Origin of the sequence: Vibrio sp. SCSIO 43133 (assembly GCF_023716845.1) — a bacterium.
Classification (GTDB): Bacteria; Pseudomonadota; Gammaproteobacteria; order Enterobacterales; family Vibrionaceae; genus Vibrio; species Vibrio mediterranei.
Map to the genome: position 1 here is coordinate 1,801,915 of NZ_CP068025.1, position 22,476 is coordinate 1,824,390.

18 protein-coding genes are annotated in these 22,476 nt (G+C 43.8%); 13 read left to right on the top strand and 5 right to left on the bottom strand.

Annotated elements, in window-relative coordinates; genetic code table 11:
• Positions 1 to 49: 49 nt before the first annotated feature.
• Positions 50 to 910 carry a glutathione-dependent disulfide-bond oxidoreductase gene (gene yghU, locus JKJ11_RS24970; RefSeq protein WP_006069352.1) on the bottom strand — a complete coding sequence of 287 codons (861 nt, stop codon included), beginning with the start codon at positions 908 to 910 and terminating at the stop codon, positions 50 to 52.
• A 145-nt stretch (positions 911 to 1,055) separates the two neighbouring features.
• Positions 1,056 to 1,931: a LysR family transcriptional regulator gene (locus JKJ11_RS24975; RefSeq protein ID WP_165483429.1), complete on the bottom strand. Its 876-nt coding sequence runs from the start codon at positions 1,929 to 1,931 to the stop codon at positions 1,056 to 1,058.
• A gap of 253 nt (positions 1,932 to 2,184) precedes the next feature.
• Between JKJ11_RS24975 and JKJ11_RS24980 the strand changes: the two genes are divergently transcribed.
• The 7 genes from JKJ11_RS24980 to JKJ11_RS25010 all read left to right on the top strand — a co-directional run bounded on the left by JKJ11_RS24980 (position 2,185) and on the right by JKJ11_RS25010 (position 7,113).
• Positions 2,185 to 3,105 carry a DUF1989 domain-containing protein gene (locus JKJ11_RS24980; RefSeq protein ID WP_006069350.1) on the top strand — a complete coding sequence of 307 codons (921 nt, stop codon included), beginning with the start codon at positions 2,185 to 2,187 and terminating at the stop codon, positions 3,103 to 3,105.
• Positions 3,106 to 3,117: 12 nt separating this feature from the next.
• Positions 3,118 to 3,417 carry a hypothetical protein gene (locus JKJ11_RS24985; RefSeq protein WP_252039502.1) on the top strand — a complete coding sequence of 100 codons (300 nt, stop codon included), beginning with the start codon at positions 3,118 to 3,120 and terminating at the stop codon, positions 3,415 to 3,417.
• A 118-nt stretch (positions 3,418 to 3,535) separates the two neighbouring features.
• Complete coding sequence (locus JKJ11_RS24990) at positions 3,536 to 4,546, top strand: DUF1989 domain-containing protein (RefSeq protein WP_006069348.1); 1,011 nt, start codon at positions 3,536 to 3,538, stop codon at positions 4,544 to 4,546.
• Positions 4,547 to 4,643: 97 nt separating this feature from the next.
• A complete protein-coding gene (locus JKJ11_RS24995) occupies positions 4,644 to 5,258 on the top strand; it encodes an outer membrane beta-barrel protein (protein WP_062458621.1) in 615 nt (204 codons plus the stop codon).
• Between the two features lie 226 nt (positions 5,259 to 5,484).
• Positions 5,485 to 5,676: a YqaE/Pmp3 family membrane protein gene (locus JKJ11_RS25000; protein ID WP_252039503.1), complete on the top strand. Its 192-nt coding sequence runs from the start codon at positions 5,485 to 5,487 to the stop codon at positions 5,674 to 5,676.
• Positions 5,677 to 5,737: 61 nt separating this feature from the next.
• Positions 5,738 to 6,274, top strand: coding sequence for a PadR family transcriptional regulator (locus JKJ11_RS25005; protein WP_252039504.1), 537 nt, complete (start codon positions 5,738 to 5,740; stop codon positions 6,272 to 6,274).
• 17 nt (positions 6,275 to 6,291) lie between these two features.
• Positions 6,292 to 7,113, top strand: coding sequence for a hypothetical protein (locus tag JKJ11_RS25010; RefSeq protein WP_252039505.1), 822 nt, complete (start codon positions 6,292 to 6,294; stop codon positions 7,111 to 7,113).
• 129 nt (positions 7,114 to 7,242) lie between these two features.
• Here the strand turns inward: JKJ11_RS25010 and JKJ11_RS25015 are convergent, their stop codons facing one another.
• Both JKJ11_RS25015 and JKJ11_RS25020 read right to left on the bottom strand, forming a co-directional pair.
• On the bottom strand, positions 7,243 to 9,162 hold the full coding sequence (locus tag JKJ11_RS25015) for a PTS fructose transporter subunit IIABC (RefSeq protein WP_252039506.1): 1,920 nt from the start codon (positions 9,160 to 9,162) through the stop codon (positions 7,243 to 7,245).
• Between the two features lie 312 nt (positions 9,163 to 9,474).
• Positions 9,475 to 10,161, bottom strand: a complete 687-nt coding sequence (locus tag JKJ11_RS25020; protein WP_031493323.1) for a GntR family transcriptional regulator — start codon at positions 10,159 to 10,161, stop codon at positions 9,475 to 9,477.
• Between the two features lie 261 nt (positions 10,162 to 10,422).
• On the opposite strand from JKJ11_RS25020, the gene JKJ11_RS25025 reads away from it, so the two are divergent.
• The 3 genes from JKJ11_RS25025 (at position 10,423) to JKJ11_RS25035 (ending at position 14,988) form a co-directional block, all read left to right on the top strand.
• On the top strand, positions 10,423 to 12,714 hold the full coding sequence (locus tag JKJ11_RS25025) for a pyruvate formate lyase family protein (protein WP_252039507.1): 2,292 nt from the start codon (positions 10,423 to 10,425) through the stop codon (positions 12,712 to 12,714).
• 70 nt (positions 12,715 to 12,784) lie between these two features.
• Entirely contained in the window at positions 12,785 to 13,735 is a 951-nt protein-coding gene (locus tag JKJ11_RS25030; protein WP_252039508.1) for a glycyl-radical enzyme activating protein, read from the top strand.
• A gap of 122 nt (positions 13,736 to 13,857) precedes the next feature.
• Complete coding sequence (locus JKJ11_RS25035) at positions 13,858 to 14,988, top strand: MFS transporter (protein ID WP_252039509.1); 1,131 nt, start codon at positions 13,858 to 13,860, stop codon at positions 14,986 to 14,988.
• A gap of 62 nt (positions 14,989 to 15,050) precedes the next feature.
• Here JKJ11_RS25035 and glgC read toward each other — a convergent pair whose 3' ends face one another.
• On the bottom strand, positions 15,051 to 16,364 hold the full coding sequence (gene glgC, locus JKJ11_RS25040; RefSeq protein ID WP_124941733.1) for a glucose-1-phosphate adenylyltransferase: 1,314 nt from the start codon (positions 16,362 to 16,364) through the stop codon (positions 15,051 to 15,053).
• Positions 16,365 to 16,716: 352 nt separating this feature from the next.
• On the opposite strand from glgC, the gene JKJ11_RS25045 reads away from it, so the two are divergent.
• The 3 genes from JKJ11_RS25045 (at position 16,717) to dnaK (ending at position 22,376) form a co-directional block, all read left to right on the top strand.
• Positions 16,717 to 19,575 carry a M16 family metallopeptidase gene (locus JKJ11_RS25045; RefSeq protein WP_252039510.1) on the top strand — a complete coding sequence of 953 codons (2,859 nt, stop codon included), beginning with the start codon at positions 16,717 to 16,719 and terminating at the stop codon, positions 19,573 to 19,575.
• A 282-nt stretch (positions 19,576 to 19,857) separates the two neighbouring features.
• Positions 19,858 to 20,277: an Hsp20 family protein gene (locus tag JKJ11_RS25050; protein WP_031493751.1), complete on the top strand. Its 420-nt coding sequence runs from the start codon at positions 19,858 to 19,860 to the stop codon at positions 20,275 to 20,277.
• 203 nt (positions 20,278 to 20,480) lie between these two features.
• Positions 20,481 to 22,376 carry a molecular chaperone DnaK gene (gene dnaK / locus JKJ11_RS25055; RefSeq protein WP_252039511.1) on the top strand — a complete coding sequence of 632 codons (1,896 nt, stop codon included), beginning with the start codon at positions 20,481 to 20,483 and terminating at the stop codon, positions 22,374 to 22,376.
• Positions 22,377 to 22,476: the final 100 nt, after the last annotated feature.

Consider the following 22,476-nt stretch of genomic DNA (forward strand, 5'->3'; position numbering starts at 1 on the left):
GAGCGAGAACTGGGAAGAACTCGCTCTTAAATTTATTCAATGGTGCTATTTACTTAGGCTGCTTCGCCAATACTGCGTCAATATCAGCAGCGCTATGGCGCTCAGTGAGTGTTTCCCATTCTTCGCCCCAAGAGCGGTTAACAATACGGCCACGTTGAACGGCTGGTCGTGCTGCGATGTCTTTAGCCCAGCGAATGAGGTTTGGATAGCTTTCTACGTCTAAAAACTCAGCGGCATTGTATTGGTTGTTAATCACTAGATTGCCATACCAAGGCCAAGTTGCGATATCAGCAATGCTGTATTCGTCGCCACCAAGGTATTGATTCTCAGCGAGTCTAGCGTCCAATAAATGTAACTGGCGTTTTGTTTCCATAGTGAAACGGTTAATTGGGTATTCGAACTTTTCTGGTGCGTAAGCGTAGAAGTGGCCGAAACCGCCGCCAAGATAAGGGGCAGAGCCTTGAAGCCAGAATAACCAGTTCATCGCTTCAACGCGCTTAGCAGGATCGCTCGGCAGTAAAGCACCGAACTTCTCTGCTAAATAGAGTAGGATGTTACCCGATTCAAATACTCGTACAGGTGTGTCACCGGAACGATCAAGCAGTGCAGGGATCTTTGAGTTTGGGTTAACGTCTACAAAGCCAGAACCAAATTGATCGCCTTCGCCAATGTTGATTAAGTAAGCGTCATATTCAGCGTCAGATTTACCCAGAGCAAGCAGCTCTTCTAGCATGATGGTAACCTTCTGCCCATTTGGTGTAGCGAGAGAGTAAAGCTGTAAAGCATGCTCTCCAACAGGCAGCGCTTGTTCATGGCGTGCTCCAGAATCCGGCCTGTTAATGCTAGCCCATTGGCCGCCGCTTTCACTGTCGTGAGTCCAAACTTTGGGTGGGATATATTCGTTACTCATAGCATCTCCTAATGCATTGAATGAAAGCTTATTTGCTTCATCAGAATCCGACTTGATAGAAAAATCCTAACTCGTTTTTATTAGTATCGCAAATGTTTTGAACAATCGTTCAATTATAATATATGACGAGAAAGTTACTGGTCTTTTAGTCCAGCTTCCGCTCGGTATACAAAGCGCGAATTGCGCTGTGAACCCGCCCTGACTCATCACCAATTTTCCATATCAAAGCCGCAGGAATACTCTTTTTGAGCGATGACTCAACATTGAGTTTAACGAGCTGTCCTGAAGTAATTTGCGGTCGAATAAAGGGTTCAACCGCCATTCCCCAGCAAGTTCCATAGGCGATAGCTGTCTTGGCCGCTGATATAGACTCACACTCCCAGACGTTGGCTGAGATGCTGGTACCCTTAACGTTGACGTCGTGGGAAAGATAGGCTTGCCTGTGACGTTGTAAGTCCACGAGTGTCACCTTTTCCAGCTTGGCTAGTGGGTGCTCGGGACTAGCCACGTATAGTAGCTCCGCTGAAGGTAGAGCGATGGATCCTAGATTGCTAAAAATAGGCTGCTCTAGCAGAGTGAAACCAATGTTAGCCTCACCTTTGACTACTGATGCAATAACTCCGGAGGAAGGCTTCTCGACCAGTTTAAGTTTAAGCTTTGGAAATTTGTCGGCGAGCAACGTCAGAATCTCTTTTTCCATCGGAACGCTGTAAACACTATCCAGCGCCAAGGTAAATTCCGTTTCTTCTTCTGGGTCAAGTTCATTAGCCAAGCGCTCAAAATTTTCACATTGTGCTAGGACAAGTTTGGCCTCTTTTAGAAGAACTTCTCCAGCTGCCGTCAAGGTGGGGTTTCGCGTGGCACGATCAAACAACGCTTGATTAACATCTAACTCTAAATTGGAGATGGTCATGCTTATTGCTGAATGAGTTTTTTTCATTTTTCTAGCTGCGGCAGAAAACGAACCTGTTTCCGCAGCGAGAACGAATGCCTGAAGTTGGAGCAGATTAACAGTTAACATGTCAGTAAAACTTACACCTAAGTTCTTCATCTTGTAGATAACACTTAATGTTAGGTGAATTCATGAGCTTTGCAACTCGGGGTAGCTGCTAAGGTTTTTGTTTTGTTCTGTCAATTATTCTTAAGGTTTACTGAATTTATATTTCAGAAAAAATGACTAATATAAGCGTTGTCAGAGGGGGAAACGGCAACAACGTTTTGACAATACATAGTTGAACGGACGCGCTTTATTATAGTTAGAGAAGGTAAAGACCATGACAACTGACATCAAATCTGTATACAACGAAGACATTGACCCAGTAAAAACCTATGAGCGTAAAGTCTCACCAAACGTCGCTTTCTATGAAGACGTTCGTGGCACTAAAGCCAATGGCACACGCCAGCATGTCTATGATGATGTGTTGTTACCTCACACGGGTAATGCATTTTTGGTGAAAGCAGGTCAGGTCATTCGTTTTGAACAGCGTCCAAGCCTACACAATAATCGCACTCAAATCATTGACGTTCATTTTGTCACTCCAGATCTTGAACAATATGGTGACCACCTAAATACCAGCGCGGTAGAAGGTCTGAATCAAAGGTTGTACAGCGCAGTTTGGTCACAAAGCCGTTATATGGAGAAAATCGTAACCTTGGTTGAAGATGAGTTTCCATACGAAAAAATGGATGAAGATTTTAGTCACATCTTCTTCGCAGCGCATTGCTGCCCTGAATGGCTACATATGTGTTATGGCGAACAAGGCAACGTCAATAGCTGCCAAGAGAACTTTATTCAAGGCTTCAACCGAGTCCCGGCAATTGCAGCTATTGAAAATGAAACGCTACGACGTCAAGTGGTACAGACGTTTGCTGACCGAAATGATGTGAACATGTTCCAACCAAATAAATTCACTCAAGACGATAATGGTATTACGCGCTGTGTCTTAGCCCCTACACCGACGGTTGACGATGGTGTTGGCTGTGAGTTCTATGCTGAAAAAGATATTTACGTAGTGGTAAGTAATTGTCCTTATGCAGACCAAGCATTGCCTTACCCAGAGGCCCGTCCAAACCCAGTGTATGTGAGCGTTTATGACACGGGAATTCAACCGGAAACCAAACACTTGGGAGATATCGGTGGTTGGGAAGAACGAATCTACCAACGCATTGCGACCAAAGATAACTCGATTAAATAGAGAGGGGTCTTTATGTCGAATCAACCAGACTCAAATCTAACAATGTTGGTTGATACTTCGATAAAGAAGGTGGCGCTGGTTGCCTTCATTATTACCAACATAGGAATGTTTGCTGTGCCAGCAGGACTTGGAGCGCTAGGTGCTTCAATGAGTTGGTCAGCAGAACAAACGGTATCGATAGTCGGCATTGGGTTTGCCATTAATGAAGTCATTTTATTTGGCTCCATCGCCATTCTAGGAAAGCCTCTCGTAGGCTTGATAAAGCGCAAGATTAAGACGTTGTTTAAATCTTCAAAGCGCAATAGTAAGTAACAGACATCAATCTTCTAAAGGACAAAAACTGAGCAAGGACGCTTACTAAATTTCTGAAGTCGAGCCAGGAACCCTCGGCCGTAGCCTACATGGATGTTGCAATCATAGGTAAATACTTATGTGCCATAAACATGTAAATCAAGTAGAAAACTTCGACTCTAGTTATAACTCTGATGTTGATCCAGTAGAGACGTTTGCGAGAGCAATCAGCCCAGACTTGGACTTCTACCAAAAAGTGAGAGCGACTAAGTCTGGTAAAAAACGTCAATTGGTTTACACGGACGTACTTGAAGCAGAAACCGGTAATGCCTTCTTAGTGAAAAAAGGTCAGGTTATTCGTATTGAGCAGCGTCCAAACGCAAAAGGTAACAATGGTCGTACTCAGATTATGGACGTGCTGATGGTAACCCCAGACTTAGAGCAATACAGCTGTCATTTAAGCTCTACAGCTGTTGAAGGGCTTAACCAAAGACTATATTCCGGTATTTGGTCTCAAAGCCGTCATTTCGAAAAGATGGCGACGCTGGTGGAAGATGAGTTCCCATATGACGAATTACCAGAAGGTTTCTCGCATATTTGGTTAGCAGCGCATTGTTCTCCTGAGTTGATTGGATTGGCACAAGGTAAAGAAAACGTGCGTAACTCTTGTCATGAGAACTTTATTCATGGCTTTGGGCGAATTCCTGCCATTGCTAACATTGAAGATGACACCTTGCGTCAGGAAGTGATTCAATTTTTCTCGGACCGTAATGATTGGAATATCTTTCAAGGCAATCGCTTTACCCAAGATGAGAACAGAATTACGCGAGCTCGAATGTGTCCAACCCCACCTGTGAAAGATGGAACGGCGATTGAGTGGTACGCAGAAAAAGACCTGTATGTTGTGATTTCAAACTGTCCTTATGGTGACCAACACACCTGCTATTCAAAGATTAAGAATAACGATGTGTTTATTGAAGTGTATGACACGGGTATTGCTCCTATACACGGCGAAGCCACTAAGCGGATTCAAGGTTGGGAACAAGCTGCATTGGAGCGTGTTGCCAAGCGCGACCAAACGCTAGCCCATGATTGCCCAGTCGACGAGATTAAACTACCTGTCGAATTAGCCCACTTAGCTTCAAGGTAGTACATACCTCTTCCTCCTTCTTCCCCCGCTTTTTTGCGGGGTTAGGCGGTTGTAACTTGCGCTATTTGCGCGTCATTTCTAAAGACAGAGGTAGTAAATGAAAAAAGTACTGTTAGTTGCACTGGTAACGGGTTTCTCGAGCATGGCTCAGGCAAGCAATGACTATGTTGGTTTTCGTATCGGAGCCGGAGCAACAACAGGGATGAAAGTGGATGGGGTAGGGACATTAAAGGCACAGCCTAAAATAGAGGTTGGTTATGATTTTAATCGGATTTTCTCAGTTAATGGTTCATTAATGAGATTCGATGGTGAGAACAATCACTACTCCTCTGATGCGCTGTATGGTGGCAAAACTGATGGATACGATGCGCGAATTGAAGGCGAAGTCGGCTATGCTTTTAATATCGCGGACGGCTGGGGTTTAAAGCCGTATGCGGCTTTTGGCGGCGCACACGTAAGTGGCTCTATTGAGTCATACAACACGGGGCCATTAGCCGTCATCCACAGCGGAAATCAAGACAACATTGGTGCGTATAGTGGCAATTTTTCAGGAAATTATCTGACGTCTGCGGCAGGGTTAAGGCTAACCACGCCTGTGGGTATTTATGCAGATGCAAGAGTACAAAGTCTTTATATGACCGGAAACCAAGAAGTGCGAACCCCAGTGAAAGAGAACGCCCAATTTGGTTTTACCGTAGGGTTTAAGTTCTAAATGAACTGCCAGAGGAGATCGCCTGATTTCTTCTGGCTTTGTTTTTAGGTTGCCGTAATTAATTGGCGCATTGGCCGAGTTCGCGGATTCTAATAGATGCCAACCTATTAAGAATGAAGGAAACAAAGCAAGAATAATCGGACATCAATGTTTTCGAGTGAAAGATATACTAGTGCAATATTTTCAATGGTAGATGACCAACTTTTTGGTCAATAGAGAAACACTAATGAGACTATTAATAGCGATTCTTATTCCATGGTTGCAATTTTTCACAATCGGAAAACCTGTATCGGGGGTGATCTGTTTGATTCTGCAAATAACTTTAATTGGTTGGATACCTGCGGTTATTTGGTCTGTGTACGCACTGAATCAATACGAAACAGATAAAAAAATAAATGTTGCCTTAGATGATGAATAGAGAAGGTTTTGAACTTAGCTCTAGAGAATGTTAAACCAACTCCTTGAATCATCTGGCGAATATGGCACTCAAATACATTTTATTGACTCACCTTAGTACAAAAGCAGTGAATGGTGCGACGTTAGTTCGAACTATCAATGCGTTACCATACTGGCAAGTTAACTCTCAACAGGTATATACCGAACTAAAACGAATGACCTCGTATGGTTGGATTAGTACGAGTACGACCGAGCACAGCTATCAGCCAACAGAACGACAATATATAGTTGAAAAAGAGGGGAGAGAGGCACTTGCCAATTGGCTTGGGCGAAAGCTAGCATTTCCTGCAACACGAGATGAGCTGTGCGCAAAATTGATGGCAAGCGGAAGTATGGATTCTAGTGATGTCATACATTCACATTTGCTCAGTGGCTTGCACCAAACTCAACAAGCGCTGAACAACATTCTGCTTTATCTAGAAAATGTTGCTCACGACAGGCAGAAAACTTCTTCCGCTAAGCTTCAATGTAAACAGCTACAAGCACGAATCCAATGGCTAAACGAATGCATTGATGAAACGCTAGAGCGAGAGGTCATGATCGTTCCAGAAGTGCTGTAAAGGAACTCGCTTTGGGAATGTACACTTTGCTTGCTTCACACTACAAACGGTTCGCTCTAACCGTCTTACTTATCAATAGCTTTCCACTGTTAGCGCTTGAACATGAAAGTGCGGCTACCGAGTACGTACAAGAGCGTTGTGATACAACGCGATACTCATCATTTTTTCCGCTTCTATCACCGGACTGTCCTATTGGTCAGGGGCTGTATGGAAATGATGAACCTGACGAAAAGCCTGCTTTTTATTGGGTGCAATGCGGAGCCTCTTCTAATCCATTTCATGTTGATGATACTCACCGAAAGGTGGCAATTGCTACGCAAAGTAACCTAGTGCAATCTTTTGACGGAGAGTACTACCGATGCTTGAGTGGTCCTTACTTTCAATATATCGATGCCAAGGTGGTTGGACGTTATATTTCAAGCCTGATTAAAAAAGAGACTTTTCTCCGGCAGCACGTATTCATCTCTGCGAATCGTAGTCAAGTGACATCAGTCCTTAAGAGTTACAACGAACCAAAGGTTGTTATTGAGACCCAACAACAAGTTGGCGAACAGACTTTCTTTATTCCTACCTATCCGGAGAGTCCACGCATTTCTAACTGGGAAGCTAACCAACGTTGGCAACGTTTCTCTTATGAAGTAGCGAAGCAAACATGCCAATCGCTAAATGCCAGTTTAGTAACTAAGCCGGATATTGAAGCTCTAAAACGTCATATTGATGTGACTGCATGGCCCGTAGCTTTACCCTTTTGGCTAGATGAGGAACAGGCCGCGTTTCTTAGTGGAAAAAGCGTATCTGCAACCCCCAAATCGAAACTCTATTTAATGTGTAAACGATAACTCGGACGGTCATGATTGTAGTGCGCCGACCTGTGCGTATTTGGCTAAACTAAAAAGCCAGCAGAGTTCACTGCTGGCTTATGACGTCGCCTGGTTACTTATGGTTGAGACTACGAATATGCAAGGGACTTAGCTCATTGCTAACTGTGTCGCTTGTTCTTTTTGCGCTTTGTTATAGCGAATCTTCTTCAGCGTAATCGCAACAGCGGCCGTAGTGACAACACCGATAGCCATTGCGAGCAATGCTAGAACAGGTTTGTTGAACGCACCAAGTAGAACGACGATTGGACCACCGTGTGCAACGTTACAAGTTAGACCGAAGGTAAAGCCAAGCACACAAGCTACTGCTGAACCAATCATGTTCGCAGGGATTACAGCAAATGGGTCACGTGCAGCGAACGGAATGGCGCCTTCGGAGATACCGACCATGCCCATAGCGGTTGCTGCTTTTGCGTTTTCGACTTCTTCGCGTTCGAACAGTTTCATGCGGCTACCGAGGAATGCAGCTAATGCCATACCTAATGGAGCAACTGGAATGGCTGCCGCTTGTGCACCCATAAACTGAGTTTGTCCTTCGGCAATCAGACCAACACTGAATAGGAAGGCCACTTTACCAAATGGACCACCCATATCGAAACCTTGCATCAAACCGATGACCAAACCAATGATGATTACGTTACCGGTTGATAAGTTCGCTAGGACGTTGTTCATGGTTTCCATGATGCCCGCGATTGGGGCACCGATGATGAAGATGAATACGGCGGCAATAAAGAGCGAGCCAGCGATTGGCGCGATCATAATAGGGACCAGTGGTTGAATCATCTTCGAGTAATTGAAGCTGACAATCCATTTCACGAAGTAACCAACCAAGAGACCAGCAATGATTGCACCAATAAAACCTGTACCAGCATCAGCGTCATAGAATGAACCGTTGTTGGCAATCCAGCCACCAATGAGGCCCGGTGCAAGCCCTGGACGGTCCGCGATAGCGTAAGCAATATAACCGGCTAGAACCGGAATCATTAGGGTGAAGCCGACCACACCGACATCAAGGATCTTGTTCCACAAACTGCCTTCAGGAATAGCAAGGCCGCCCGGTGTTGGTTCTCCGCCGATAGCTAGGGAAATGGCAATCAAAATACCGCCGACGACTACAAATGGGATCATGTGAGATACGCCATTCATTAGGTACTTGTATAGGTCTTTGCCTGACCCACCAGGACTCGTTGTCGCTTGGCTCGCGCTAGACTTACCATCACCCGCATAGAGAGGTGCGGCAAGGGCTTGTTCAATCAACTTGTCAGCATCTTTGATGGCTTTTTTGACGCCAGTGATAATAACGCGTTTGCCTTTAAAGCGATTAAGATCAACTTGTTTATCGCAAGCCACAACAATGGCATCTGCACGAGCAATTTCTTCTTCGGTAGGGATGTTTTTAACACCGACAGAGCCGTTTGTTTCAACTTTGCACTCGTACCCCATTTCGGCGGCAGCATTTTCGATGCCTTCTGCTGCCAAGTAAGTGTGTGCAACCCCTACCGGACAACCCGTCACACCAATAATAAAGCCTTTGGTAGCGGTGACAGTTGGTTGCGATGCTTTGTCGTCTGCCACTAATAAGGCAAGCGCCTCTTCATTAGATGTCGTGCTTCGTAGGTTTTCTAAAAATGTAGGCTCAACTATCTTTGAAGATAATTTTGCAAGGACTTCGACATGGAAGTTGCTCGCTTTTTCAGGCGAAGCAATCATAAAGAAGATATTAGAAGGTTGTCCGTCTTCTGAGCCGTATTCGATGCCTTGTTTGCTGATACCAACGGCAATCGCTGGTGAAACAACTGAGGCGCTCTTGGCATGTGGCAGTGCAATGCCATCTTCAAAACCTGTGTTACCAGTTTCTTCGCGTGCCCAGACATCTTTCACAAATTGTTGTTTGTCAGATACTTTGCCAGCATTGACTAGCACATCTGCTAATTCATTGAATACCGCGTCCTTGTCGGTTGCCGCCAAATCAAGCTTGATTAGCTGCGCGTTTAGGATCTCTTTCATCATAATGTAGATCTCTTCTTGGTAGGGATTTTTAATTTATGTATTTACAAATTTAAAATAATCTTAGTAATGGTTTTGTAGATAGAGATTGATCTAAATCATTATATTGCGTGTGGGTATATTGATTTGTGGTGAACTGTGAGGTGGATAACGAATATTGGAAACCAAAGCACTTCCAAAGTCACAAAAATATTTGTTAAGTCAAGTGGTGGTTTTGACTGGGCCTTAACCAAAGGCGTGGGGTAGTTGAGGAGAGAGCACAGGCGGTTTTAATAGGATAAAGCCGCCTATATGGTGATTTAAATAACTGATAAATCAGCGTATTGATACAGTGGTCAGTTCGTTTGAAGCCAAGGTTTCAATGGTGTATTGCGCGAGTACTGAATGCAGGAGATACACATTATGTTGGATAGAAAGGCACAAGTGTCCGGGCTCGACTCTTAGCAGGAATGCTTCTTTGTCATTCAGCATCTTGCCGGAGATGGTTTTTGCATCATGACTTATGTTATGCCCTGCAACTTGCTCCACGTAGGTAAGAACAGAGTGCTCACAGTGAGCTTCTGTGAAGTCAGGAAATAAACTCTTTGGCATCCAAGTTTCTTCAAGAATAGCGGGTTCACCATTGATGATTCGCATTCTTTTGAAGTGATGAAGACTAGCGCCAACTTCTAAACGAAACTTATCTGCAAGTGATTGATCTGCTAGGACTGAACTAAATTCTAGCACGATGTTTTTTAAGTCTGTGTCTTTATTAATTCGCTCAGAAATACTAGTTAAATTGTTGTCTTGGTAAAATTCTGGCGGATTGACAAAAATACCAGAACCTTGTCTAGAGTGCACAAAAGACTCTTGTTTTAACTTCTCAATCGCTTTTCTTAACGTTGGGCGACTGACACCAAATTTATCTGATAGTGCGTGCTCACCTTCGAGCTGAGACCAAGCTGGAGAAAGGCCATTGATAATGTCAGCCTTGATTGCTTGATAAACTTCTACGTATTTCATTACTTCATTTACAACTATACAAATTGCTGACCACAGCCTCTTAAGCCGATACCTGTTAACACATATCTAGTAAAAGGTATCGAGAGACCATCCGTTAATACTCAAGATGTTACCAGAAAAGCCCATTCCAAAACAAAGTGGTTAGTAACATTTTTTGATGCATGATCTCGATCATTCTTTTGGCAAAATCACCAATATTTGTATTTACATATTTTTAGTGTGGATTTATGGTTATCTCATAAAGATACGAGGAGCCCTACCATGTCATCCAAAATCGAAAATAATCCAAGCCAAGTAGACGTAAACAAGAAAATTCCATGCGAGAAGCCAGCAATAATGCAGCTTGAAATTATGGAAGCTTATACGCGAGCCCATCAAAGCGAAGAAAATCTTTATAAACGAGAAGTGGCTTGCTTGTCTGAACTCTATCCTGTGTTGTTCCGCCAAATCGAATCGGAAGATATCGTCGTGGGTCGTCTAGACGCTCTGCATATTGGTTTTGGTAGTGTGACTTCTGTCGGTGGCGTGGGTCACTACTGTAATTTTGACAAACTTGAAGCCTTTAAAACGGAACTTTCTCCTGAAGAGCATAGCCGAGTAGACGTATTGTTGGACTACTGGAAAGAGAGAGACACGCGCTCCATTTACTTCCGCCAAACGTTAACCGAAGCCACGCTTGGTAAGTTTGTTGACGTAAACTATCCTGCTATTGCCACAGCACGCCTTAGCGGCATGTACCTTGATTACAATAAGCTGATTGATAATGGTATCGGCGGTATGCGCCGCCTAATTGGTGACAAGCTCGATTCTGCTCGCGCTTGTCACGATACAAAAGCCATTGCGCTGCATGAATCCTTCTTGGGTTGCTTTGATATTGTTGAGAAGGTCATTGATCACCATATCAAACTGTGTGCGAAAGAGCTTGAAGCCACCACTGACCTAACGCGAAAACATCAAATGAATGACTTGATCGATGCGCTCAATGCCATTCGCAATGATAAACCACAAACATTCTTACAAGGTATCCAGCTCTCATGGTTGTATAGCTTATGTTCTGGGGTGGTGAACTTTGGTCGTATGGATGATTATTTAGGTGATTTACTGGTAGCTGACTTGGAGGCTGGGCGCATTACTGAACGTCAAGCTATCAATTATATTCGATCACACTATCGCCTTATTGAAGCTCGTAAAACCACGGTTAATGGTCGAGTCGTTGTTGGTGGTCTTGGTCGACGCAATCCTGAAACCGCAGATGTATATTGCAAGCTTGCGATTCAGGCAGTGCGTGAGAACAAAGATACTGAGCCGCAGTTTACTCTTCGAATTTACAAAGGGATGAATCAGGGAGTTTACCAAGATGCCCTAGAAGCGATTGGCGAAGGTCTGACCTATCCGATTCTTTATAATGATGATGTGAACGTACCTGCCGTAATGAACTCGATGCAGATTTCCGAACAAGATGCACAACACTATGTTCCATTCGGCTGTGGTGAATTTGTGCTATCTGGTAAAAGTGTTGGAACTCCGAATACGTGTATCAACATCCTCAAAATTCTAAACATTTCGCTTACAGGTGGCACGGATTTTTGGGACGGTCAAAACAAAAGTGGTGGTACCTCGTTATTACAACCTGAGCAGGTCACAAGTTTTGATGATGTGATTAAGAACTACAAAGATCTGCTGGACTTCTATATTGAACTGACCTCGAAGGCTCAAGCATTCTCTTATCAAGTGATGAATCAGGAAGTGGGTTTCTTGTTTACCAGTATTTTGACGGATGACTGTATTGGTCGTAGTAAAGCTCTACTGGATGGTGGCGTGTATAAGTTGGGTGGTACTAACGAAACGTACGGCAACACCAACGCTTACGATTCTTTAGCGGCAATCAAAAAAGTCATCTTTGAGGACAAAAAATACAGTTATAGCGAGCTTATTCAGGCACTGCGCGTCAATTTTGATGGTTATGACCGTATGAAATACGATCTGATCAACGCACCTAAGTTTGGTAATGATGATGCGTATGTCGATGATATCGCGGTGGAAATGCACGAGTACATATGCAACGGCATTAAAGATTCCGCGGCAAAGGTGGGTATGGACAGCTACTTAGTCGTTATCATCAATAACCAAGTGAACACTGAGTGGGGACGTGCAACCAGCGCGTCGGCTGATGGCCGTCATACTGGTGTTTATATGAGTAATGCCAACAATCCGCAAAGTGGTGCTGATAAAAACGGACCAACGGCGATGCTAAACTCGCTGGCAAAATTGAAAGCCGAGATACATGCGGGTTCGGTGCAAAACATGAAGTTCAGTAAGAATATGTACCAAAACAAACGCATGATCGTTGAAGCTTTACTGGATGGCTACTTTGAACAGGGCGGGCCACAAATTATGGTCAGCGTAGTGGGCAAAGGTGAGCTTGAAGATGCTTATCACAATCCCGAAAAATACCCGAATCTTGTGGTTCGTGTGGGTGGATTTAGTGCCAAATTCGTCAACCTAGATAAAGACGTACAGCTAGAAATTCTAAATCGCACGCTTAACGACTAAACACCTCCGATTGGGCGAACACGGCAGTTTAGGTTCGCCCTTTTTTCTTGCGACAGTTATGAGGCAAAACATGCTCATCAAAGACTCTACTTCTCAAACATCCTTCGCTCAATCATCAACTACAGGTGTGGTATTCGACATCCAGAAATTCAGTGTCAATGACGGCCCAGGTGTTAGAACGGCAGTGTTTATGAAAGGTTGTCAAATGAAGTGTGTGTGGTGCCACAATCCTGAATCACTGAGCGCTCAGAAACAGCTCGCGTTCAATGCGGATAAATGTGTTGGTTGTCGTCGTTGCGAGCAAGTATGTCCTAACAATGTACATAGTTTTGATGCTGAAGGTAACCACAATGTTGATTTTGACGCTTGCCAAACCTGTGGTCAATGCGTTGATGCTTGTATGCAAGATGCACTCAAGATCTATGGGAAGGAGATGACGGTAGAACAGGTTTTTGCTGAGGTCATTAAAGACAAGGTGTATTTCGACAAGTCAGGCGGCGGTATTACATTATCCGGTGGGGAAGCGCTTAAGCAATTCGAATTTTGTTTAGCGTTGGCGAAAATGTGCAAAGCTAATGATGTGCATGTGTGTGTTGAAACCAATGGTGCTTCCAAAACGGAACATTATCGAATGATAGCGCCGTATGTCGATCTGTTCTTATTTGACTACAAGGCCACCGGAGATGAGCTTCATAAAACGCTAACGGGCATGACCCGCCGCTTGGTAGATACCAACCTTCAGCTGCTTAACGAAATCAACGCATCAGTGATTCTACGTTGCCCTATGATCCCCGGTTACAACCTTTCTGATGACCACTTTGCGGCAATAGCACAGCATGCGAAGTCTATGACAAATATCCAAAAGGTCGAGGTGCTTCCTTATCATAATTTTGGCAAAGGAAAAGCGACCGAAATTGGCAAAACGTATGATGTCGATGCGGAAATGCCTGACGACAACGAAGTAAACTCTTGGATTGAATCGATAAAACGCTATGGTGAGATTAACGTTACGCTGAGTTAGTTGTGAATTTTCGTTATCTAGACGTTGAGGAGGACTAGGATTAAAAGAGTAGATATACCACCAAATTGATATTTTTATTACTTGCTATGACTAACCAGCAAAGAAATAACCTCGCAATTCTTATGTACCTGCTCATCTCTCTAGGTGGGATAGTAGTGGATATTGTGGTGCCATCTCTTCCTTCCATCAAAACCGAGTTTTCGGCTACTGAAACGGTAACTCAATGGTCATTTACGTCAGCAATGTTGGGGTTTGGCCTTGGGCAGTTAGTTGCTGGTTTTATTGTCGATGCATACGGCCGCAAGACACCAATGCTTATAGGAGTCTTCTTGCTGGTTGCTGCCTTGCTCCTGTCCATCATTTCTCCCAATATCTACAGCTTAATTGTACTTCGACTGGTTGAAGGACTAGCCGTGTCTCTGGTTTGTGTTGGAGGCAGGGCAGTGATCAAAGATATGTATCATGGAGCGGAGTATCTGAAAGCGGTTAACTGGATTACGATTTCGTTTGCGATGGGAATTACCTTGTCCCCGTTTGTAGGTGGTCATCTAGAATCTATGTTTGGTTGGCAATCGGTCTTTATTGCTCTGGCAATCTGGGTCGCATTAGGAGGCGTTTTTCTTTGCTTGTTTTTTCGTGAAACATTGCAAATTGTGCAGCCATTACGAGGGGAGCAAATTAAAAGCAATCTTACCGAGATCGTTTTGAATCGAAACTTTCAACGCACAGCCATCATTTGTGGTGTTTTCTACAGTATTTTGCCAGCGTTCAATACCGTCGGCCCTTTTATCATCCAGTCGCGTTTGGGTTATAGTCCGGTGTTTTATGGCAATATTGCGTTAGCGTTGGGTGCATGTTGGTTGCTAGGTAATTTGGCGAATCGTTTTTTATTTAGTGTATCCGCTGAACGGAAAACCAACGTTGCAATCACCGCGTCGCTAGCCGCGTTAGTGATTGGTATGTCATTTCAGTATATTTATGGGTTGAATTTGTTGGCGTTCTTGTTGCCAGTTGCTGTGATTATAGTTTCTCTGGGAATGCTATTTCCGTTATATCTGGGAAAGGCGTTGTTACCTTTCCCGCATATTGCCGGAGTCGCTAATGCCATTGTTTTTTCGGGCAGTTGGTTGTGTACGGCGTTGGTCTCGTTTGTTGCTTCGACTTTGCCTGTCGGTTCTGCATTTCCGCTTCTTGGACTGTACTTTGTACTTCTTGTGATGATCGTAGCTATTAAGAACTCACGCAACGTATAACCTAATAAACACAAAACGCCCTAATAGTTTAGGGCGTTTTGATAGAGGAATGCGAGAAGCCGTTACGCGGTTTGAGCGTTTTTCTCACCTTCGGAAACGAGAGGGCTGTCTTCTTTCAGCGGGAACATGTCCTGAGTGACGAGGACGATGCCTTCGTCAGTAACAGTAAAGCGCTGCTTATCCAGTTCCACGTCAAAGCCGATTTCCATACTGTTTGGAATGTGACAGTTTTCGCCGACAATCACTTTCTTCAGCTTGCAGTTTTGTCCTACCGAAGCACTTGGCAGCAAAATGCTGTCAGTGATTTCGGTAAAATCATCGATGCGAACATCAGAAGATACCAAAGTATGTGTAACCTGTGCACCCGAGATAATTGCGCCGGCGCAAACCACTGAGTCTACGGCATATCCACGACGATTTGGGTCATTAAACAGAAACTTAGCTCCAGGACGCTGAACTTGGTTGGTCATAATAGGCCAGCTCTTGTCATAGATATCTAGTTCTGGTGTCGGAGCTAGTAAGTCCATCGTGGCAGCATAATATTCATCTACATGACCGACATCTCGCCAATAGCCATTGGCGCCCGGGTGACCACGTTCTGTAAACACATAGCCTTTGAGATTGCTGCGACCGATAAGACTAGGGATGATGTTGTGTCCGAAATCGTGCTTATAGTCAGGACAGGTAAGAGCCTGACGCAATTCAGCATCTAGAACATCTACGTTAAAAATGTAGATTCCCATTGAAATTAGAGCCTTAGAGTCATCATTAGGCATAGGGGTTGGGTTTGCTGGTTTCTCTACAAAGTTGATGATATCGCCTTCGTCGTTTAATCCCATTACGCCAAATTCAGATGCTTGCTCGATGGGTTTTTGAATACAAGCCACGGTGACATCAGCGCCGCTTTCCACATGGAAGTTGATCATTCGGGAGTAGTCCATCTTGTAGATATGGTCTCCACCAAGAATCAAGATGCGCTCAGTTTGATCGTGTCGTTTTATCAGGTCGAGGTTTTGGTAAATAGCGTCCGCAGTGCCTCGATACCAGTTTTCGCCAACACGTTGTTGCGCAGGAATGATATGGACACCTTCACCTAAGGCAGAATAGGACGATTGCCAACCTGATTGTATATGGCTAATTAGGTCCTGAGCCATGTACTGAGTGAGTACACCAACTTTGCGGATACCAGAGTTAATACAGTTTGATAAGGCAAAGTCGATGATTTTGAATTTGCCGCCAAATGAGACCGCTGGTTTAGCAATAGTTGAGGTGAGTTCTTTAAGCCGTGTTCCCTTACCTCCCGCTAGGATCATCGCGGTGGTATTGCGAAGACGAGCGTTACTAGAAATGTGGGAATATTGATTTTCCTTCGGCATTGTATAACTCCTTATATTACAAGCACAAAAGACGTTTCGGGGGAGTGTGGCTGTCGTCGTCCTTCTTTGGGACGGTTATTTGTCGACTCTCACGCTCGATGACGTCGTTAATAATCCTTTCCATAAGAGCAGAATTTTCTTATGCAATCCATACCATAGTGGGTAAAGATTTATCAAAAATTATGAAATAGGTGATTTGTCACATATGCCTCGCAACAATGTAATTGCGAAACACGCTACTACAGACTATTACAAAGACATTGGTTAGTTTTTAATACAATAAGAAACTATGCACACTATCTGTGTATTGTTACGCCCAAGTGACAACACCAACTTTCAGGGAATTTTTGATATGGTTTTTCCTCAATTAGGTCGAGCTTATCTGATGAAATCATCAGTATTTATCGTTACCTTGCTCCTTCTATCATTCTCATATGCAACCAATGCGCATGTTGAGACGCCGAATAATAAAGCAACCCTTTGGTTTGAACAGTCTGATTTGCCGTTGAATGAGAAATTGCATGTAAAAGTCTTAGACAATGGTATGCGGGTTGTCGTAATTCAGAACGTAAAACCGAAAAAAGCGATTTCGATTCGAATGCGAGTTGGTGCAGGATCGCTACAAGAAACTGGCAAACAACCGGGTCTTGCGCACTTTTTAGAGCATATGGCGTTTAACGGTTCTACTAATGTGCCTGAAGGCGACATGATTCAGATTCTCGAGCGACACGGACTGTCTTTTGGTAAGGACAGTAACGCAGAAACGAACTTTAAGCAGACGGTTTACATGTTAGATCTGCCAAAAAACGATAAAGAGACGCTATCGACGGCCTTGTTTTTGATGAGAGAAACGGCATCAGAATTAACACTAGATAAGGATGCTATTGCTCGTGAGTTACCCGTTATTTCTTCAGAAGTTCGCGAACGAACAACTTTAGATTTAAGAATACTTAAAGATTGGTCTAGCTATGTACTTCAAGGGGCGAATATTATCGATCGTATTCCACTTGGCACGTTAGAAGGAATGAAGGAAGTTAATCAATCGAGATTAAAAGCGTTCTACCATAACTATTACACGCCTAATCATACAACCCTAGTTATTGCCGGAGATGTTGACGTCCAATCTGTGTTCTCTATGGTAGAGAAACAATTTGCAAGCTGGGATAACAAAGGTCATGACATTGTTCCTTATAGCAAGCAAGTGATGTTTCCAACCACAGCCGAAGCAAGAGTGTTTAAAGATAGCAATGTGACGACACATGTTGAATTTAACTACTTAGAGCCTATAAATCGAGCGCCTGATTCTCGTGCCAAGCGAGTTGAAGAGTTCATGCTTTATGTAGCTAATCAGGCGCTTCAATACCGTCTAGAGACAACCGCTTTCGCAAGCCAAGGCGAACTGTTATCTCCCTATGTTGGCTCTTACAATCAGTTTGATGTTGTTACGAGTAATCAACTGAGTGTCGCGACAAAGTCGGACCAATGGCAGGCTGGGGTTAATATGCTGGAATCATCCCTAAGGCAGGCGGTTAAGTACGGGTTTTCTAAACAAGAAATTCAGCGCCAACTAGATAAATATCACACATTATTAAAGCTGGATGCCGAAGCCACTAAAGATACGCTGAGTTCGAGCTACGCAGCAGGTGTCGTTAATGATATCAACAATAAAGCGGTATCAACGAGCAATGAATTTGCATTGTCATTATTCGAAAGTGATGTGTTACCGAAAGAGATTTCTGCGTATAACCAAATATTCAACAAGCATTGGAGCGATAAGCATCCAAGAATTTATGTGATGGACAAACCCCAGTCCAAGGTTACGGCCCAGACGGTACTAGAGGCATACAAAGACAGTGAATCGACACAAGTTAAGCCATATGCAGAAGCAGAAAAAGTACAGTTTGCGTATCAGAACTTTGGGCAACCAGGGAAAGCCAAGCTAATCGAGAAAACCGCCTTTGGAGATGTGACACGATATCGATTCGACAATGGCGTTTATCTCAACGTTAAACCAACTGAGTTTGAATCCAATGCGGTCTATATCAGTGTTCGAGTGGGCAAAGGCAAGCTTGATCTTGCAAAGAAAGATGCCCCATTAGCTACCTTGTTTGACTCTGCCTTCATTGCTGGTGGCTTGGAAGCTCATGATATTAACGATTTGCGGTCAATTTTCTCAGGGCGACAAATTGGTGCCAGTTACTACCTGACTGATGATGCTATCGAAGGTCACTACCGAGTTCCACCACAAGATACTCTAGACCAACTAAAAGTGGCAGCGGCATTTTTGACACATCCTGGATACAGACCAAGCGGTCATGCTCTTGCCGTACAGAGCCTCAAGTCAGTTTATGACAGTTACCCGACAACTCCAGAGGGCGTATTAGGTTTTAATGTTGGCAAGGTGTTGTATCAAGATGACCCTCGCTGGGAGTACCCGAAAGTGGAGGTAATCGACAAACTACCGTTAACGGCATTGAAGCAGTTTGTCGATCGCTCTGTTAATCAAGGTCCAATCGAAGTGTCTTTGCTGGGTAATATCACCCAACAACAGGCGGTGGATTATGTCGCTCAGACGTTTGGAGCATTAAATATCAAGGCACAAGACTTTGTTCCTAGACCAAGAGATGATATCCAGCTTAATGTGGGCGAGCATTACACGTTGTATCACCAAGGCGAACAGAACACGGCACTAGCATCGGGTTACTTCTCTTTGCCTGATGGACGCGATTATAAGCGAGTGGTTGGATTCGCGGTACTGCGTTCTATTTTGCAGCTGCGCGTCAACGATGCTATTCGAGAAAAGACGGGTAAGGCGTATTCACCATGGGTAGATTCGTCACAGTCACTACTGTACAAGGACTACGGTTATCTTAGTTTGAACAGCAATACCACAGTTGATAATGTCGATATCGTGTTTGATATCTATAGTAAGTTGATCAGAGACATCCAGGAAACGGGTGTATCGAATGATGAGCTTAAGCGTGCAGTGACGCCTATGATTGATGGTATTGAACAGAGCTACGAGAATAATGGTTTTTGGTTTGGTCTGATGTACAAAGCTTCAAGTTATCCCGAGAACCTTGCTAATGAGCAGACGTTTAAACAGTTAGTATCGGCGGTGACTGCGGCTGATGTTCAACAGTTAGCGAAACAAATCGTTCTGAAAGATATGATCACAGTTGCGGTGCTGCCCAAAGAGAAAGAAGAATAAAAAAAACTAATATTAGTGTTGACAGGTTTGTCTCGGAAGCATATATTGATTACACGAACTGCCGAATGGAGTTCCTAAGTTGTCCACTTCGCCTGATTAGGGAAGTAATGGCAACTGTAATCAAAGGACGTTGACGTTGCAATAGTCGATATCAACAAGCTCCTTTAACCTGTTAACACTTGGAACATATGTCTTAAGGCGCCAATTAGGTGCAACAGAGTATGTCTCCGGTCTTGGTGAATCAAACATCAAGAACTATTGCTTATTTATGAGGATAGTATTATGCGTAATGTAGATTTTTCTCCCCTATACCGTCATGCCATTGGTTTTGATCGCCTATTCAACCTAGCGGAAAATAGTGCGAAAAAGCCATCTTCTAATGGATACCCTCCATACAATATCGAACAGAAGGACGAAAATAACTATCGTATTACGATGGCTGTTGCAGGCTTTTCTGAAGATGCCCTAACTCTTACTCAGAACGAAAATATGCTTATCGTTTCTGGTGAAGTTAAGTCTGTAGAAACCAAACCAAACTACGTTTATCAAGGCATCGCAGAGCGTAACTTTGAACGTAAGTTCCAACTTGCTGACTACGTAACCGTTAAGGCCGCAAGCATGGAAAATGGTTTATTGCACGTTGATCTTGTTCGTGAAGTTCCAGAAGCAATGCAGCCACGTAAAATCTCAATCAACAAATAATCATTGAGAAGTGAAATGTGATAAGGCGATTTTAGAATTCGATTTGAAATTGGATCTCACTAGCCTTATCTAAAAAGTATTGCTGCCTACACATGCAGTGTAGCGACATCTAGAGTGCAAGAGTGAAATACTTGCACTCAAATAAAGAATAGAATTATATACTTTGCATTAAAAAAAATAATGCGAAGAGGAGAGGTATTATTATGAGTAAAATTATTGGTATTGATTTAGGTACAACAAATTCATGTGTTGCAGTGCTCGATGGCGACAAACCACGCGTAATCGAAAATGCTGAAGGTGAGCGCACAACCGCATCGGTTATCGCTTATACAGACGGCGAAACGCTAGTAGGTCAACCTGCAAAACGTCAAGCAGTTACAAACCCAGAGAACACGCTATTTGCTATTAAGCGTCTAATCGGTCGTCGTTTTGAAGACGAAGAAGTTCAGCGTGATATCGAAATCATGCCTTACAAAATCGTTAAGGCGGACAACGGTGATGCGTGGGTAGAAGCAAAAGGCCAACAAATGGCGGCTCCTCAAGTATCTGCTGAAGTACTTAAGAAAATGAAGAAAACTGCGGAAGATTTCCTTGGTGAGGAAGTAACTGGCGCTGTTATCACAGTTCCTGCTTACTTTAACGATGCACAGCGTCAAGCAACTAAAGATGCTGGTCGTATCGCAGGTCTAGAAGTTAAACGTATCATCAATGAACCAACAGCAGCAGCACTTGCTTACGGTCTAGACAAGAAAGGTGGTGACCGCACCGTCGCTGTGTATGACCTTGGTGGTGGTACATTCGATATCTCTATCATTGAGATTGATGAAGTCGAAGGCGAGCAAACCTTTGAAGTTCTTGCAACTAATGGTGACACACACCTTGGTGGTGAAGACTTTGACAACCGTCTAATCAACTATTTGGTTGATGAGTTTAAGAAAGAGCAAGGTATTGATCTTAAAAACGATCCACTAGCAATGCAGCGTGTTAAAGAAGCAGCAGAAAAAGCGAAGATCGAGCTTTCTTCTACTTCTCAAACTGATGTGAATCTACCGTATGTAACAGCTGACGCAACGGGTCCTAAGCACATGAACGTAAAAGTGACTCGTGCGAAACTAGAATCTCTAGTTGAAGATCTCGTGATGCGTTCAATTGAGCCGTTGAAAACCGCACTTGCGGATGCCGAGTTAACTGTTAGTGATATCAACGATATCATTCTTGTTGGTGGCCAAACGCGTATGCCTATGGTTCAAGCGAAAGTGGCTGAGTTCTTCGGTAAAGAAGCTCGCCGTGACGTGAACCCAGATGAAGCAGTAGCAATGGGTGCTGCAGTTCAAGGTGGTGTACTAGCTGGTGATGTTAAAGACGTACTTCTGCTAGACGTTACTCCTTTGTCTCTAGGTATCGAGACTATGGGCGGCGTAATGACTAAGCTAGTTGAGAAGAACACGACGATTCCAACTAAAGCGAATCAAGTATTCTCAACCGCAGAAGATAACCAAAGTGCTGTGACTATTCACGTTGTTCAAGGTGAGCGTAAGCAAGCGATGTACAACAAGTCTCTAGGTCAATTCAATCTAGAGGGTATTCAGCCTGCGCCACGTGGATTGCCACAGATTGAAGTGACGTTCGATATTGATGCCAATGGTATCTTGAATGTTTCTGCGAAAGATAAATCGACTGGCAAAGAGCAGAAGATCACTATCCAAGCTTCAGGTGGCCTGAGCGATGCAGACATTGAGAAAATGGTTCAAGAAGCAGAAGCTAACAAAGAAGCGGACAAGAAGTTCGAAGAGCTAGCAACGGCACGTAACCAAGCTGACCAAGTGATTCATAGTACTCGTAAGCAAGTAGAAGAAGCTGGTGAAGCGCTACCTGCAGAAGAGAAAGAGAAGATCGAAGCAGCGATCACTGAGCTTGAAGAAGCTCGCAAGGGTGAAGACAAAGAAGCGATCGACGCGAAAGTACAAGCGCTAATGGCTGCAGCTCAAAAGCTAATGGAAATCGCTCAACAGAAAGCTCAAGCGGCAAATGGTGAGGCTCAAGCTAAATCAAATGTTGATGACGATGTGGTTGAAGCTGACTTCGAAGAAGTGAAGTAACGCCACCGACAGATAATTGTTTTCGAGCAATTAAAAGTTGAGTTATGTTCATAAATACATAAACTTATCGGTATTCAGGGCGTAAGAGGGAACTCATACG